Source organism: Kutzneria sp. NPDC052558, assembly GCF_044547355.1.
Lineage (GTDB): Bacteria > Actinomycetota > Actinomycetes > Mycobacteriales > Pseudonocardiaceae > Kutzneria.
On the sequence record NZ_JBIUAG010000005.1, the window covers coordinates 285,335 to 300,732 of the forward strand.

Sequence of the window (15,398 nt, forward strand, 5' to 3'; positions counted from 1 at the left end):
GTCGCTCCTGTCGTCTAACGGAAATGTCGGCGCAGGCCGCTCCAGCAGTCGGCGTAGTCCTGCTGCAGTCCGGGCATGGCGGCGGCGTGCGCCGACACCCGTTGCGGGTATCGGGTCTCGAACATGAAGGCCAAGGTGCCCTGGAGTCGTTGCGGCGTCAGGTCTGCGGCGCTGGCGCCCTCGAACGCCTCCAGGTCGGGACCGTGCGGGGTCATCGAGTTGTGCAGGCTGAAGCCGCCCGGCACGAAGCCGTGCGGCTTCGCGTCGTAGGCCCCGTAGACCAGGCCCATGAACTCGGACATGACGTTCATGTGGTACCAGGGCGGCCGGAACGTGTCCTCGGCGACCAGCCAGCGGTCGGGGAAGATCACGAAGTCGACGTTGGCCGTGCCCGGGGTCTCCGATGGCGAGGTGAGCACGGTGAAGATCGACGGGTCGGCGTGGTCGAACAGCAGCGGGCCGACGGGGGAGTAGCGGCGCAGGTCGTACTTGTAGGGGGCGTAGTTCCCGTGCCAGGCCACGACATCCAGCGGCGAGTGGGCCAGCTCGGTGCGCCACAGCGCGCCGCCCCACTTGACGGTGAGCCGGGACGCCATGCCGTCGCGGTCCTCGTAGGCGGCGACGGGGGTGAGGAAGTCACGGGGATTGGCCAGGCAGTTGGCCCCGATCGGTCCCCGCTCGGGCAGGGTGAAGGCGCCGCCGTAGTTCTCGCAGAGATAGCCGCGCGCCGGCCCGCCCAGCAGCTCGACCCGGAACTTGACGCCCCGCGGGATCACCGCGATCTCGCCCGGCTCCGTGTCGATGACGCCGAACTCCGTCCAGAACCGGACATTACCCTGTTCCGGCACAAAAAGCAGCTCGCCGTCGGCGTTGTAGAAGTAATCGTCGACCATGGACTCGGTGATCAGGTAGAGATGGCTGGCCATGCCGTTGTGGGTGGACACGTCGCCGGCGGTGGTGACGGTCACGACACCGTCCAGAAAGGACTGTGCCGTGTCCGGCAGCGGCACCGGGTCCCAGCGCAGCTGGCCGAGCGGCAGGTGCGTCTCGGATTCCGGGGCGCTGCGCCACAGGCCGGCGTCGACCCGCTCGAAACGGCCGGAGTGCAGCACCGACGGGCGGATCCGGTAGAGCCAGGACCGCTCGTTGCTGGCCCGCGGCGCGGTGAACGGGGATCCGCTGAGCTGCTCGGCGTAGAGCCCGTGGGCCACGCGCTGGGGCGAGTTGCGCCCCACCGGCAGCGTGTCGGGCAACGCCTCGGTCTCGAAGCTGTTGCCGAATCCCGACATGTACTCGGGCATGGAGATTCCTCCTAGAGATGCCAACCGCCGTCGACCAGGACGACGGACCCGGTCGTCAACCGTAGCTGGGTGATCACGCCCATGATGGAGACGGCCACGTCGTCGGCGTCGACGACGGTGCGCAGCGGCGAACGGGTCGCCTGGGCCAGCACGGCTTCCCGGCTCCGGCCGGGCACGAACCCGGTGTCCACCGCCGCCGGCGACACGCCGATCACGCGGACCTCGGGCGCCAGCACCCGGGCCAGCGACTTGCCCATGGTGTCCAGGGCGGCCTTGGACGCGCAATAGGCGATGCTGCTTCCCTTACCGGTTTCCGAGGAAAGCGAGGACACGTTGACCACGACCGAGTCCCCACCGGACACCAGCAACGGCCGGAAGGCCCGGATGGTGCTGTAGACCCCGCGCACGTTGACCCGGAGGATCTCGTCGAACAGGTCGTCGTCCAGCGCGTCCAGGTCGTCATGGTCGATGCGGCGGGTGGTGCCGGCCGCGTTGACCAGCACGTGCACCGCGCCATGCCGTTGCCCAACAAGGGAGGCGGCGTGATCGATCGCCTCGGTGTCGTCCACCGGCAGCGGCGCCGCCCAGTGCCCGTGGCCGGGCAGGTCGGCGACCAGCTTCCGGATCCGGTCGTCCTCCTTGCGGCAGCCGACCACCACCGTCGCGCCGGCGGCCGCGAGCCGGCGGGCCGTGGCGCCGCCGATCGCCCCGCTGCCGCCCGCGACCACGGCCACCTTGCCGGCCAGGTCGTAGGTGCCCAAACCGCCCTGTCGCACCGTGTCCATCAGCGCGCCTCTCGGCCGACCGTTGACATCCGAACGAGTTGAATACTACGTTCCTCCATAGGATTAGAGAAGAGGGTGGCGGGGCACATGGCGGAGGGTCTGACCGGGGCGCTGCGGCTGGCGCCGTTCACGGTCAATCGCAAGCTGCCGCTGTGGTACCAGGTGTCCCAGCACCTGCGGGCCAGCATCCTGGCCGGCGCGATGGACCGGCCGGCGCGGCTGCCGGTCGAGGAGGACCTGGCCGCGCACTACGGGGTCAGCGTGATGACCATGCGGCAGGCCCTGCGCGAGCTGGAGAGCGAGGGGCTGATCACCCGTCGCCGCCGGTCCGGCACCTTCGTCAACCCGAGGACCAGCAGCCGGCCCATGCGGCTGCTGGGCTCGGTCGACGCGGTGGTGTCCCAGCAGAAGAGCGACGACGTCGTGGTGCTCGGCGCCGAGCCGGCCGAGGCGCCGCCGGAGTTCAAGGAGCACTTCGACGGCGAGGTGGTGCGGTTCCGTCGGCTGCGCAAGGACGCGGGCGAGGTGACCAGCTACGCCGAGAACTACGTGGTGGCCGACCTCGCCGAGCGCATCGACGTCGTCGACCTGCGGTGGATGCCGATGACCGCGGTGCTGCGCGACCGGGTCGGCGTCCAGATCGGACAGATCGAGGACACCGCCGAGGCGCGGCTGCCCTCGCCCGATGTGGCTCTGCTGTTGGACATTCCGCTGACCAGCCCGGTGCTGTACTGCGTCGGCGTGACCCGGTGCGTGCGGGGTCGCGTCGTCGATGTCGCGTCGATCCACTATCGGGGCGACCGGTTCACGTTCGCGGTCACCTTCGACACCCAATGAAGGGCGTTGTGTGATGGACAAAGCCATCCTGCCCCACGGCAGTCACGGACACGGGCCGGTGCGTGTGGTGGCGCTGCACGGCTGGCTGAGCGACCGGCACGCCTTCGACTCCCTGCTGCCGCTGATCGACGAATCCCGGTTCACGTATGTGTTCCCGGACGTCCGCGGCTACGGCGAGGCGATCGACGTGCCCGGCGAGTATTCGCTGGACGAGGTGGCCCGGGACGTGCTGTGGCTGGCCGACGAGCTCGGCTGGGACTCGTTCTCGCTGGTCGGCCACTCGATGGGCGGCAAGGCGTCGCAACGGATTCTGGCCGACGCCCCGGACCGGGTGCGCAAGCTGGTCGGCATCTCGCCGGTGCCGGCGTCAGGCGTCCCGTTCGACGAGGCCACCGCGGCCTTCTTCCATGACGCCATCGGCAATCCCGCGGTCCGGCGGACGATCATCGACGTCGGCACCGGCCGGCGCTACCACGACGTGTGGCTGGACCGGATGGTCGAGCACTCGGTGCGCCGGTCCACGCCCGAGGCCTTCGCCGGCTACCTGGACTCCTGGAGCGGCAACGACTTCCACGACGAGATCGTGGGGCTGACGACCCCGGTCAAGACCATTGTCGGCGCCAACGACCCGGACGTGACCGCCGACTTCATGCGGGCGACCTTCCTGGCCTGGTACCCGAACTGCGAGCTGGCGACCATCGCCGACGCCGGCCACTACGCGGTCGACGAGACCCCGGTGCTGCTGGCCGCCTCGCTCGACGCCTTTCTCTCCTGAAGGAGCCTGTGATGGACTGGACAGCGGAGTCCACCGCTTTACGTGAGAAACGGGGCCTGGCCGACTACGAGCCGCTCAAGCCGTTCGTCTCGCGGCGTTCGGTGGAGAGCTCCCTGTGGTACGAGGGCCAGCTGATCACCGTGTACGCCAATCGCGAGCCGGTCGAGAACTCGTGCTGTGTGTGGGAGGGCAATCTGCCCGAGGGCGTCGGGCCGCCGCCGCACATCCACCACTACGAGCACGAGCTGTTCTTCATCATCGAAGGCGGCATCACCGCCTGGGTCGAGGGCGAGCCGTTCGAGGCCACCGAGAACTCGCTGATGTTCATGCCGGCCGGGCGCATCCACTGGTTCGTGACGACCGCGCCGCTGACCCGCATGCTGTCGTTCACCCTCACCGCCCGCGGGGATTTCCCGCGCCTGAACGACAATGTCGCGCTGTTCCGGTTCATGGGCCGCCCGGCCGAGGCGCTGACCCTGCCGCCGGCCGTCGAGGACGTGGGCATCCCGGACCTGGCCGAGATCAACCGGGTCGTGCACGAGACGTTGTCGGACATGCCGGACCTGGAGCGACTGGGCTGGCGTCGGAGCTTCACGGAAGAGGAGACGTCGTGACCACTGTGGACACCGAGACCCGGGTGCGGGTGACCGAGCTGCTCGACGAGTTCTTCGGCCGGGTCGACCGGGGCGAGCCGGTCCGCGACCTGCTGGCCGAGCAGGCGGAGTTCCGCGGACAGCAGGGCCGCGAGGCCGTCACCGAACTGCTGCTCTCGCTGGCGCAGAAGCGCCGTGACAACGGGCGCGTGTCAAGGCACATCGTGTCCAACGTGTCCATCGAGGATCAGGGCGGCGGCAAGCTGCGGGTGCGGTTCCTGATCCTGGTGATGTCGGTCGACACCCGGCCCGATGCCGCCGGCGAGCTGGTGGTGGTCGACCACGACGACGAGGTGCTGGTCGACGCGGACGGCACGTGCCGGCTCGGCCGGCAGGGCGTGACCCCCGCGCTGACGTTCGCGCTCACCCCACAGTGAGGACAGTGTCATGAAAACCGGTTCCTACCTGGAACGCTCCGATGTGCTGCGGGTGGCCGCGGCCGCCGAGGCCGAAGCGGTCAGTAACGGCTGGGCCGTGACGATCGCGATCGTCGACGGCGGCGGCCACCTGCTGGCCCTCAACCGCCTCGACGGGGCCGCGCCGGCCACCGCGCACATCGCCCCGGCCAAGGCCAACACCGCCGCGCTCGTCCGTCAGGAGAGCAAGTCCTTCGAGGACCAGATCAACGGCGGCCGGGTCGCGTTCCTCAGCGCGCCGACGCTGCAGGGCGTGCTGGAGGGCGGCGTGCCGATCATCAAGGACGGCCACTGCCTCGGCGCGGTCGGGGTCAGCGGAGTGCTGCCGGGCCAGGACGCGCAGATCGCCCGCGCCGGCATCGCGGCACTGTAAGGGAGACTGGACAATGCCTCGTCTGCTGGCGATTTCCGGGTCCTCCCGCCAGGACTCCTTCAACACCCGCCTGCTGCGCGCCGTGCCCGCGCTGGCGCCGGAGGACATGACCTGGGACTGGTGCGACAGCCTGGGCGAACTGCCGCTGTACGACCAGGATCGCGACAACCACGAGCCGCCGCCGGCGGTCGCCCGCCTGCGCGCGGCGATCCGCGCCGCCGACGGGCTGGTCATCGCCGCGCCCGAGTACAACCACTCCATTTCCGGCGTGCTCAAGAACGCCATCGACTGGGCCTCCCGGCCGATGAAGGACCCGCCGCTGACCGGCAAGGGCGTGGTCCTGCTGGTCGCCACCGTCGGCCGGGCGCTGGGCTTTCGCGGGTTGGCCGAGACCAGCCAGATCCTGCACGGCCTCGGCAACATCGTCGTGCCGCAGCCGGAGATCGTCGTCAACACCGCGCACGCCGTGCTCGGCGCCGACGGGGCCATCAACGATCCGATGACCGAGCACCTCATCGGCGTGCAGCTCAAGGTCCTCGGCGACGTCCTCGCGCACGACATGGCCGGCCTGCTGTCGCGGTCGATCGCCAAGCATTGGGAGACGCGCTTCGCGCACATCCGGGACTGACAGACTGGGGTGCATGCAGACCGTTGTCGAATCCGTGGAAGCCACGCTGGTGCTGGTGCCGATGCGCCGGACGCTCGGCACCAGCGTCGCCAGCGTGGCCAACGCGCCGCTGCTGCTGATCGACCTGCGGACCAGCGATCGTCGACGGCCATGCGACCCCGCCCGACCGGCCCGGCAATGGCCTGGTCTGGGATGCTGAGGCCGTCAGCCGGTACCGGATCGGATAAACACCGTGACCCTGCCAGTGGTAGGAATTCTGTTCGCGCTCACGGCGTCACCGATGTTGCTGATCGCCGCGGCCGCCGCCGTGATCGCCGGCCGTCGGCACGCGTTTCCGGCTAGCGCACGCTCTTGATCGGCAGCACCGCGACCGCGCCGAGCACCGCCGCCACCACCGCGCCGAGGAACAGGGCGAAGTAGTTCGGGCCGGCGCTGCCGATGGCCAGCAGGGGAGTGGCCAGCACGGGGACGAGCAGCTGGGGCAGCTGGTAGGACAGGGCGACCACTGCCAGCCCGGCCCCGGCCTCGGCGGTGGCCGGCAGCACCTCGGTCATCATCGCCATGTCCACGGAGATGAAGGCGCCCTGCCCCATGCCGGCCACGCCGATGCCGACCACGAACACGCTGATGTCGTGGGCGAACAGGCTGATCAGCAGGCCGGCCGCGGTCAGCAGCACCGAGGACCACACGATGGCCTTGCGCCGCCCGGTCCGGTCGGACAGCCACCCGAACACGAACGTGGTCAGCACGCTGCCGACGAAGTAGGCGCCCAGCACCGTGCCGGACATGGTGGCGGCGTCGCCGGCCGCGACCCCCAGCCGGTCGGTGAGGAAATACAGCAGGTAGATCACGATCGTCACCAGCGACATGGTGACCAGCAGGCGGCACAGCCAGGCCCAGGCGAAGTCGGGGTGCCGCACCGGGTTGATCCAGTAGCTGCGCAGCAGGCTGCGCCAGTCCACCCGGATCCGTTCCGTGCGCACGATGTCCTTGAGCACCGACACCAGCGCGACACTGGTGACCAGCGCGATCACCGCCGGCACGCCGAACCACCACAGTGGACCGACCGGCAGCGCCCCGATCAGGTTGCCGCCGACGAACGGCGCGATCGCGTTGGCCAGGCCCAGCATCGCCGACACCCGGGCCCGGATCCGGGTCGGGACCTGGTCGGCCAGCAGAGCGTTGAGCGCCATCGTGCCGGCGGCGAAGCCGGCCTGGGTGAAGGCCCAGCCGACGATGACGGTCGGCACGTTCGTGGCCAGGGCCAGCAGCAGCATGCCACCCGTGCCGGCGATCGCGCCGCCCAGGATGAACGGCCGGCGGATACCGAAGCGGGAGGCGCTGGCGTCGCTGAGCCGGCCCAGCGGGGCCGTAACCAGCATCACCACGACCCCGCCGATCGCGACCGTCAGCGAGAGCAGCTGGGTCTTGTCAGCCGGGTCCAGTGTGGACAGTCGCAAGGGGATGCTCACGGTCGCCGCCGAGTACAGGGCGAGCGAGCCGCCGAAGAACGCGAGCACGAACAGCGGCAGGAACGCCGCCTGCTGTCTTTGCCGGGGCATGGTGATGGACATCGTCGTCCTTCAGGTGTGTAGGGAGCGCAGGATGTCCGCGATCGCGGCCTGCGCGACTCGGGCGGTGCTGGAGACTCGTTCGTAGGCCAGGCCGTCGTGTGGCAGGCCACCCAGACGCAGCACGGATGTCGGCACGCCGTCGGCGGCGAGCTCCGTCGCGTACGCCTCGCCGTCGCCCCGAAGCACGTCCGCCTCGGCGGTGAAGATGTAGGCCGGCGGCAGTCCGCTGAAGTCGAAGGCCATCAGCGGTGAAACCGTTGGTGTGAAGATGTCCTCGGTCTTTGGCACGTAGTCCTCGACCGTCTTCCGGACGGCCGCCCACTGCTCCTTGGTGAACTCCACCGCGCCCCGGTCGACATGTGTCATCGTCAGGTCGAGGGCCGGAACCTCAAGGATCTGCAACGCCAGCGGGTACTTCGCGCGGTCGCGGTTGAGGTGGGTCAACGCCGCCGCCAGGTTGCCGCCCGCCGACTGCCCCGACACCCCGATGCGCGTCGGATCCACGCCGAGGGACTCCGCCTCGCGCACCAGCCATCCCAGCGCCGCATACCCCTGTTCCAGCGCCGTCGGGTACGGGTGTTCCGGCGCCAGCGCATAGGAAACCGCCGCGATCACCACGTTGGCCCGGACCGCCCGCAGCGCGCACAGGGAGCCCACACTCGGATGGTGCAGGCCACCTTGCCGCCACGAGCCGCCGAAGAAGAACAGGCACACCGGAAGCGCTTGCCCGGCAACGGGTTCGCTCGGGTAGTACAGGCGCACCAGCACGTCCGGATATCCATCGACCGCGACGATGTGGTCCTCCGTCGGCGCCTCCGGCCCGGGGACGCCGAGCGTCGGAAACACCGCCTGCTCGTACTCGAAGGCCAGTTTCCTCTGCTCTACCGGGTCTTTCGACTCGGCCGGCGGCGTAACGCCGGTGCCGAGGACGGCCGCGAGCAGCATGGGATCGACGGGCACGGTTCGTTCTCCTTCAGGCGGCGGTGATCGTGCGGAGGTAGTCGCTGACCCGGTCCTGCCACTCCCGTGCGATCACCGAGGTTCGGGTCACGCCGGGGGAGCCGTGCGTCTGGCCTGGTCCGCACCAGGTCTGCACGTCCACGCCGGCCTCGGCCATCCTTGCGGCATAGGCCTGTCCGCAGTCACGCAGCGGGTCGCATTCGGCGGTGATCACCAGCGCCGGCGCCAGGCCTTCGAGCCGGTCCACCTGGTCGGGCGCGGTCCACTCGTCCGCCGGAATCCCCTCGGCCAGGTAGGCCGCGCGGAGCTCGCTGAGGTCCCCGAACGGCTCCAGTTCCCCGAATTCCCGGTACGAGGCGTCCCGGCTGATGTCGAGGCTGGCCGCCGGCACCTCCAACACCTGGTGGTGGACCGTGTTTCGAGCCCTGGCGGCGACCAGCGCCGCCAGGTTGCCGCCGGCCGAGCTGCCGCCCACGCCGATGCGGTCCATGTCGATCCGCAGCTCGTGGGAATGGTCGATCAGCCAGACCATCATGTCGACGCAGTCGTTGAGCGCGGCCGGGTACGGATGCTCCGGCGCCAGCCGATAGTCGACGGTGAAGATGTCCACGCCGCTGTCCATGGCCCGCTGCCGCAGCAGCCGATCGTTGATTTCCTCGTACACGCTGCCGTGCGCGAAGCCGCCGCCGTGGATCGACAGATGCGCCGCCCGGATCTCGCCCCCGGGCCTTCGATAGCGCCGCATCGTGAGGCCGCCGTAGGCCTGGAAGTCCTCGACCTCGCACTCCGCCGGCCCCGGCCGGGTGAACCTCCTGGCCAGCTCGTCCGCCAGCTCTCCCGCCGCCTTGCGCCGGCGTGTCCAGTCCGGCGACCGCAGGTCGGGCAGGCCCGCCATGAGCTCCTCGGCTGCCTCCAGCCACTCCAGCACTGCCGGCTCCAGCCGGGTCCGCGCGGCCGAGGTCGTCATCGAGCCTCCGATCGAAGTGCTTCGAAAAAGTACTTTAAACTTCGTCCGCGCGACCGTCAACGCCCGCCCGGAGCGGATAAGGTGATCGTGTGGGGAGTTCGGACGTGACGATCTACCAGGTGGCCGAGACCGCCGGGGTCAGCATCTCGACCGTGTCGCTCGCGCTGAACCATCCGGATCGGGTGAGCGAGCGGACCCGGGAGCGGATCATCAGGGTGGCCGGCGAGCTCGGCTACCGCCCCGGCGCGACCCCGTCCGCCCGGGCCAAGCGCCGCACCGGCCGCATCGCCGTCGTCGCCCCGTTCAGCAGCTACGAGTCCTACCGCACCCGTCTCATCGGCATTCTCGACACCTTCGGCCCCGACGACGTCGAGGTGGTCGTCCATGACGCCCCCTCCGTCGCCGCCGCCGGCTCCCCTCTCCTGTCCGCCCTGCCCATTCGCGGCGATGCCGACGGCCTGATCATCATGGGCATCCCCCTCTCCGACGAGGGCGCTGACCGCCTTCATCGCTGGGGCCCTCCCACCGTGCTCGTCGATTCCTCGCATCCCGCCTTCACCAGCGTCACTTTCGACGACGAGCAGGCCGGCTACCTCCTAGCCGCCCATCTCCTGGAGCGCGGCCACCGTCGCATCGGCTACCTGCACGAGATCCAGCGCTCCGAGGCCTACGTCTCGCCCGGCATGCTCCGCCGTGTCGGCATGCACCGCGCCCTGGGCGACATCCCCTTGGAGGAGTTCGACCTCCCCGTCAGCGACCTGGCCACCGCCCGCGCCTTCGCCCCCGAGTTCCTGGCCCTGGCTTCCCGTCCCACCGCCATCGTCTGCCACCACGACCTCCTGGCCGCCGGCTTCCTGGCCGGCCTCCGCGCTTCCGGCGCCACTGTCCCCACCGACGTGGCCATCACCGGCATCGACGACGGCCCCCTGGCCGAGGGCCTCGCCCTCACCACCGTCCGCCAACCTTTCGCCGAGTCCGGCCGTCACGCCGCCCAGGCCCTCCGCGCACTGATCGAGTCCCCGACCCAGGCATCAGTCCGCACCCTTCTCTCCCCCCAACTCATCATCCGCAACACCACCTAAAAACACGCGCTGACCCCCTCCCCAACCACCCCCAAACCACCAAACGCAACCACCCAACCCACCAAACAACGCAGCTGACACCCCTCCCCAACCACCCCCCAACCGCCGCCCGACCACCAAACGCCACCACCCAACCCGTCAAATAACGCAACTGACACCCCACCCGGCCACAGCCCAAACCGCCACCGGACCATCAAACGCCACCACCCAACCCAGCCACCCACCTAGGGTGACCACGGTCTCGGGTGGCAAGGCTGCGACGGCCCCTGCAATCTCTGACACAGATCCGGCCGTCGTAGCCGCGGCAGCGGCGTCCCCAACCCACCAGCCTTCGCAGCAACACGTCTGCGCCCCGCCGCCCCCAAATCAACCCCGACCCCACGTCAGAACGGCGGCTCCTCCACCGGCTCCGGCCGCGTCACATACCTCTGCCCCCACCGAGTATCAATCGTCGTCGTCCCATCATCAGTGATCGAGATCTTCGCGTCAGTGGCGTGCTTATAGCGGTGATGCCGCCGATCCAACGGCCCCAGATTTGTCCCCGTGCTCTTCCCCTCCGGCCACGCCACCGCATGATCGATATCGCACGACCGCGACGGATGCGAACAACACGGCATCACACACGTCCGATGCCGGGCCCGGATGAACCGATCCACCTCCGCCGTCGGCCGATAGACCCCCGGGCTGTACTCCACCAACCGACCAGCAGGATCAGTCAACAACCGGTGAAACACCGTCCCCGGCTCCGCCATCAGATCCCGCACCACCTCCGCCGGAATCACCTGCCCCGTGTCCAACTGCCCCGGCCGCTCATCCACCCCCAACAACGCCGTGATCGGCACCGTCACCTGGATCAACGTCTTCGACCCAGCACTCTGGGGCTCCTGCAACACCAACGACGCCAACACATCCGCCCGCACCGCATCCATCGACCGGCCGTTCTTCGCCTCCTGACGAGCCAAGTGATCGATCTTGGCGTACATCGCCCTGGCGACCTCCACCGGCAGCTCCGACTTCAACACCGCCATACCGTCCTCGGTGTCATACACGACGACATCCCGCCCTCGACGCCGCTGCGCGCACCGCCGGGCAAACCCAGCCGGATCCGCCCGCTGCAACCGCCCCTGCACCGACCGCCGAAGCTGCTGACAACACCGCCCCTCCGCCGTCTCCAACGTCTTCAGCACAGCCGTCCGCGCGATGTCATCCGGGTAGTTCTCGGTGGGATCAACCAAACCATGGGCGGACCACTCACTGATCACCCCAGCCTCCATCGCGTCCAGCACCTCCGGGAACACGGTGGCCAGACGGGAGGCGAACCTCACCTGAGACTCGCTGTTGCTCTGCGACAACTGCAACGCCATGGCCAAATCCCGCGCGGCCCACTCGTCGACGTTGAGCTCGTCGACCAACCGCAACCACTCGGCCTTGAGACGACGAATGAGCCGTTCCAGTTCGATCAGACGAGCGAGTTTTGCTTCCATACCAGCGATTCTACCCGCCCCGCAAGATCGAACTCGCGCCACGAACGGGTGAAAACCCTTGTTGGACAAGGGAAAACGGGTAAGGGGAGAGCGGCTGAGGTGGGCGAGCGGAAGGAAGGGTATCGGGGTGGCAACCGGAAGCAGGCAAGATCGACAGCGGCGGGTCCGCCATCTCCGCCCGGCCGATCATCCAACAGTCCATAGTGGACACTGTCGCCCTGGAGGTCATCGCCGCCCAAGACCCCGCCCGCCGGGGCGAACGCCATCGGTGGCGGAAAGCCGATGACCATCGCGGCGTCTCGTATCCCACGCCGCGCAGAAGATCGCCCAGGCGCTCCACTTGATCGTGGGAGACGGCCTCGACCATTCCGACCGGCGGCGACCGGCACTCACCTGTTCGTGACGAAGGGTTTGCGCTCTTCGAGGCAATCCTGCCCGAACTTGCCGAATCGGGTCACGCCCGAGTGGTAGCGTCGTTGGCAACTGGGGCCGCGCGCTGCGACACCTTGCGGGATTCGCGCGCTGCTTTTCTGCGGTACGCGCACGTGCAATCCGTGAGGGGGCGGAGGCGTGAAGATCGCGGGGGCTTCCTCGCCCGTGACGATCTGCCTGCTGGGCAGGTTTCGAGTGGTGAAGGCCGGGGCTCCGGTGACGGTGCGCCCGGGTGGCAAGACGGAGGCGCTGCTGTGTCACCTGGCACTACAGGAACACTACCGCGCGCCAAGGGAATGGCTGCTGGAGGCGGTGTGGCCGGAGTCGGACACCTCGCACGCCACGCAGGCATTGAACAGTCTCGTGCACGCGACCCGCAAGTCGTTCGGTGACGCGCTCGCCGGCGCCGCGCCCGTCGTGTACACGGATGGCGGATACCAGCTGAACACCGAAGCCGGTGTGGCGGTGGACATCGGCGAGTTCGACACGCTGGTCGACCGGGCGGAGCGGGGGTTCCGGCACGGCGACGTCCCCGCCGCGGTGCAGTGCGCGCTGCACGCGATCTCCATGTACCAAGGGGATCTGTGCGCGGTGGACGGCGTGCGCGCGCTGGTGGAGCGGGAACGCCTGCGGGCCGTGTATCTGTCGCTGCTGGGGCAGGTCGCCGACCACTACTTCCGGGAGAAGGACTACAGCAACGCGCTGCGCTACTCCCTCCTTCTGCTGCGCCACGATCCGTGCCGGGAGGACGCGCACCGCCTGGTGATGCGCTGCTATGTTCGCTTCGGCCAGCGGGCGCAGGCGTTTCGGCAGTATCGGACGTGTGAACGCATGCTGGAGTCCGAGTTCGACGCGCGGCCGGAGCCGCTCACCGAGGCACTGTACGACCAGGTGCGCACCGCCCCCGGCACGATCTGAGCGCAACCTCATCGAAATCTGATCGGGGCGCACCCCGCGGGCTCAGTGCCGGCTGAGCCGCCGCCGCTACAACTGTGCGGTGACAACAACTGTTCGAGGGCCCTGTGACGCCGGACGGTGACAGCCTCGGGCAACGCCGCCACAGTGTGGTGGTCCTGCGCCTGGTGCTGGACGGCAGCGGCCGGCTGTCACACGGCGAGCTGGTCGACACGAGCGGGCGGGTCCGGGGCCGGTTCGGCGACTGGGAGGCCATGATCCGCGTGCTGCGGGGCTGGCTGGAGAGCGGCTCGTCGTGAAGCAGTTCGCGAAAGGTGTTGAAGGACCAGCAAACGGGGGATAGCCGCCGCGCCGTCGAGCGCGTTCGCCGGCGACCTCCTCGCAACGGAGGTGCCATGCCAGTCACGCCCACCTATCCGGGTGTGTACATCGAGGAACTGAGCAGCTCGGTGCGCACCATCACGGGGGTCTCGACCTCCGTGACCGCATTCGTCGGCTACACCACGATGGGTCCGGTGAGCACGCCGGTGACCCTCACCAGCTTCGCCGACTTCCAGCGCCGGTTCGGCGGCCTGTCGCAGGCCAGCCCGCTGAGCTACAGCGTGCAGCAGTTCTTCCTCAACGGCGGGCAGATCGCGGTGGTGGTGCGGCTGTCGCCGGGCGCGAAGTCGGCCACGGCCAAGGTCGACAACGGCGACTCGTTCACGGTGACCGCTCTCGAGCCGGGCGAGGCCGGCGATTCGCTGCGGGTCGCGGTCGATCCCGGCGCCACCGCCAACCAGTTCACCCTGCGGGTGTTCGACCTGGGCGGACGGGTCCGCGAGTCCTACCGCGGGGTTTCCCTGGACACACTGGAGAACACGGTCAACGCGGCGTCGTCCGTGGTCAGCGTGAAGGCCGCCGCCGACCCGACCGAGCCGACCATCTCCGGCACCATCTCCGACGCGATCACCGGCGTGCCGGCGGACGTCACCGACAAGACGTTCGAGGCGACGGTGACCCCCACCGGCGGCTCCGCGAACCGCAAGGTGATCACGCTCTATTCCGCCGGCGAGGCCAAGCCGCAGAGCATCGCCGAGCTCGCCGTGCTGCTGGAACGCAAACTCCGTTCCGCCGACCCCGGCGACCGCGGCTTCTCCGCCGCCACGGTGACCGTGGTCGGCAACCGCCTGCACACGGTGTCGGGCAACCCGGACTCCACCCTTACGCTGATCGGTGACGCCGCCAGCACCCTCAAGCTCCAGGTCAACTCGGCGGCCGCGTCGATCCCGCTGGCCGACGGCGCGGACGGCACGCCGCCGCAGGCCTCGGACCTGATCGGCAGCGCCGTGGACAAGACCGGCCTGTACGCGCTGGCCGACGTGCCGGACCTGAACCTGCTGGTCATCCCCGAACTGGCCACGCTGAGCGGCGATCCGATCCCCGTGATCGCGCAGGCGATCCGGCTGTGCGAGGACCGGCGGGCCTTCTTCATCGTGGACGCGCCCTCGGCCTGGACCGACCTGGACAAGGCCCGTTCCGGGCTGGCCGGGTTCGACTCGGTCCGCAGCGACCACGCCGCGCTGTACTTCCCGCAGATCGTCCAGACCGATCCGCTGACCGGCCAACTGCGCTCGTTCCCGCCGTCCGGGGCCATCGCCGGCATCTACGCCGGCACCGACACCGCCCGCGGCGTGTGGAAGGCCCCGGCCGGCACCGAGGCGGTGCTGTCGGGGACGCGGGCGCTGACCGTGCCGATGACCGATCCGGAGAACGGTCTGATCAACCCGTTGGGGCTCAACGCGCTGCGCAGCTTCCCGGTGATCGGGCCGGTGGTGTGGGGCGCGCGCACGCTGGCCGGCGCCGACCAGCTGACCTCGCAGTGGAAGTACATCCCGGTCCGGCGGCTGGCGCTGTTCCTGGAAGAGAGCCTCTACCGGGGCACCAAGTGGGTGGTGTTCGAGCCCAATGACGAGCCGCTGTGGGGCCAGATCCGGCTCAACGTCGGGGCGTTCCTGCACACCCTGTTCCTCCAGGGCGCGTTCCAGGGGACCTCGGCCCGCGAGGCGTACTTCGTGAAGGTGGACAAGACGACCACCACCCAGGACGACATCAACCGCGGCGTGGTCAACATCGTCGTCGGGTTCGCGCCGCTCAAGCCGGCGGAGTTCGTCGTCATCCAGATCGAGCAGATCACCGGCCAGATCGACGTCTAGGGGATTTCCGCGATGGCGCAG

Annotated in this window: 17 protein-coding genes; 11 read left to right on the forward strand and 6 right to left on the reverse strand. The window is 69.3% G+C overall.

Translation table 11 applies throughout. The features are described 5' to 3' along the window. Window positions 1–14: 14 nt before the first annotated feature. Together hmgA and ACIG5F_RS12190 are read right to left on the reverse strand one after the other, a co-directional pair. Window positions 15–1,301: a homogentisate 1,2-dioxygenase gene (hmgA, locus tag ACIG5F_RS12185; RefSeq protein WP_396517654.1), complete on the reverse strand. Its 1,287-nt coding sequence runs from the start codon at window positions 1,299–1,301 to the stop codon at window positions 15–17. Window positions 1,302–1,312: 11 nt separating this feature from the next. Beyond that, window positions 1,313–2,086, reverse strand: a complete 774-nt coding sequence (locus tag ACIG5F_RS12190) for an SDR family NAD(P)-dependent oxidoreductase (RefSeq protein WP_396517655.1) — start codon at window positions 2,084–2,086, stop codon at window positions 1,313–1,315. Window positions 2,087–2,173: 87 nt separating this feature from the next. Between ACIG5F_RS12190 and ACIG5F_RS12195 the strand changes: the two genes are divergently transcribed. The 7 genes from ACIG5F_RS12195 to ACIG5F_RS12225 are packed head-to-tail and all read left to right on the forward strand — an operon-like array spanning window position 2,174 to window position 5,967. Further along, window positions 2,174–2,923 (forward strand): GntR family transcriptional regulator, encoded by a 750-nt coding sequence (locus ACIG5F_RS12195; protein WP_396517656.1) that lies wholly within the window; start codon window positions 2,174–2,176, stop codon window positions 2,921–2,923. A gap of 13 nt (window positions 2,924–2,936) precedes the next feature. Continuing rightward, window positions 2,937–3,698: an alpha/beta fold hydrolase gene (locus tag ACIG5F_RS12200; RefSeq protein ID WP_396517657.1), complete on the forward strand. Its 762-nt coding sequence runs from the start codon at window positions 2,937–2,939 to the stop codon at window positions 3,696–3,698. An 11-nt stretch (window positions 3,699–3,709) separates the two neighbouring features. After that, the gene (locus ACIG5F_RS12205) at window positions 3,710–4,312 is read left to right on the forward strand and encodes a cupin domain-containing protein (protein ID WP_396517658.1); all 603 of its coding nucleotides are present in this window, start codon (window positions 3,710–3,712) and stop codon (window positions 4,310–4,312) included. Beyond that, window positions 4,309–4,728: a hypothetical protein gene (locus tag ACIG5F_RS12210; RefSeq protein ID WP_396517659.1), complete on the forward strand. Its 420-nt coding sequence runs from the start codon at window positions 4,309–4,311 to the stop codon at window positions 4,726–4,728. Before ACIG5F_RS12205 ends, ACIG5F_RS12210 begins: the two co-directional genes overlap by 4 nt. A 10-nt stretch (window positions 4,729–4,738) precedes the next feature. Further along, window positions 4,739–5,140, forward strand: coding sequence for a heme-binding protein (locus ACIG5F_RS12215; RefSeq protein ID WP_396517660.1), 402 nt, complete (start codon window positions 4,739–4,741; stop codon window positions 5,138–5,140). Between the two features lie 13 nt (window positions 5,141–5,153). Further along, window positions 5,154–5,768 carry an NADPH-dependent FMN reductase gene (locus ACIG5F_RS12220; protein WP_396517661.1) on the forward strand — a complete coding sequence of 205 codons (615 nt, stop codon included), beginning with the start codon at window positions 5,154–5,156 and terminating at the stop codon, window positions 5,766–5,768. A gap of 13 nt (window positions 5,769–5,781) precedes the next feature. Beyond that, the gene (locus ACIG5F_RS12225) at window positions 5,782–5,967 is read left to right on the forward strand and encodes a hypothetical protein (RefSeq protein WP_396517662.1); all 186 of its coding nucleotides are present in this window, start codon (window positions 5,782–5,784) and stop codon (window positions 5,965–5,967) included. 139 nt (window positions 5,968–6,106) lie between these two features. Here the strand turns inward: ACIG5F_RS12225 and ACIG5F_RS12230 are convergent, their stop codons facing one another. From ACIG5F_RS12230 to ACIG5F_RS12240, 3 genes are read right to left on the reverse strand one after another with little or no spacing between them, the layout of a single operon-like run. Beyond that, window positions 6,107–7,342 (reverse strand): MFS transporter, encoded by a 1,236-nt coding sequence (locus tag ACIG5F_RS12230; RefSeq protein WP_396517663.1) that lies wholly within the window; start codon window positions 7,340–7,342, stop codon window positions 6,107–6,109. A 9-nt stretch (window positions 7,343–7,351) separates the two neighbouring features. After that, entirely contained in the window at window positions 7,352–8,302 is a 951-nt protein-coding gene (locus ACIG5F_RS12235; RefSeq protein ID WP_396517665.1) for an alpha/beta hydrolase, read from the reverse strand. A gap of 13 nt (window positions 8,303–8,315) precedes the next feature. Further along, window positions 8,316–9,269 carry an alpha/beta hydrolase gene (locus ACIG5F_RS12240; protein WP_396517666.1) on the reverse strand — a complete coding sequence of 318 codons (954 nt, stop codon included), beginning with the start codon at window positions 9,267–9,269 and terminating at the stop codon, window positions 8,316–8,318. Window positions 9,270–9,373: 104 nt separating this feature from the next. On the opposite strand from ACIG5F_RS12240, the gene ACIG5F_RS12245 reads away from it, so the two are divergent. Further along, window positions 9,374–10,351 (forward strand): LacI family DNA-binding transcriptional regulator, encoded by a 978-nt coding sequence (locus ACIG5F_RS12245; RefSeq protein WP_396517667.1) that lies wholly within the window; start codon window positions 9,374–9,376, stop codon window positions 10,349–10,351. A 383-nt stretch (window positions 10,352–10,734) separates the two neighbouring features. Here the strand turns inward: ACIG5F_RS12245 and ACIG5F_RS12250 are convergent, their stop codons facing one another. After that, the gene (locus tag ACIG5F_RS12250) at window positions 10,735–11,835 is read right to left on the reverse strand and encodes a DUF222 domain-containing protein (protein WP_396517668.1); all 1,101 of its coding nucleotides are present in this window, start codon (window positions 11,833–11,835) and stop codon (window positions 10,735–10,737) included. Between the two features lie 570 nt (window positions 11,836–12,405). Between ACIG5F_RS12250 and ACIG5F_RS12255 the strand changes: the two genes are divergently transcribed. From ACIG5F_RS12255 to ACIG5F_RS12265, 3 genes are all read left to right on the forward strand, one after another. Beyond that, complete coding sequence (locus tag ACIG5F_RS12255; protein WP_396517669.1) at window positions 12,406–13,185, forward strand: BTAD domain-containing putative transcriptional regulator; 780 nt, start codon at window positions 12,406–12,408, stop codon at window positions 13,183–13,185. 104 nt (window positions 13,186–13,289) lie between these two features. Continuing rightward, a complete protein-coding gene (locus ACIG5F_RS12260) occupies window positions 13,290–13,481 on the forward strand; it encodes a hypothetical protein (protein ID WP_396517671.1) in 192 nt (63 codons plus the stop codon). Between the two features lie 96 nt (window positions 13,482–13,577). Continuing rightward, on the forward strand, window positions 13,578–15,377 hold the full coding sequence (locus ACIG5F_RS12265) for a phage tail sheath C-terminal domain-containing protein (protein ID WP_396517672.1): 1,800 nt from the start codon (window positions 13,578–13,580) through the stop codon (window positions 15,375–15,377). Window positions 15,378–15,398: the final 21 nt, after the last annotated feature.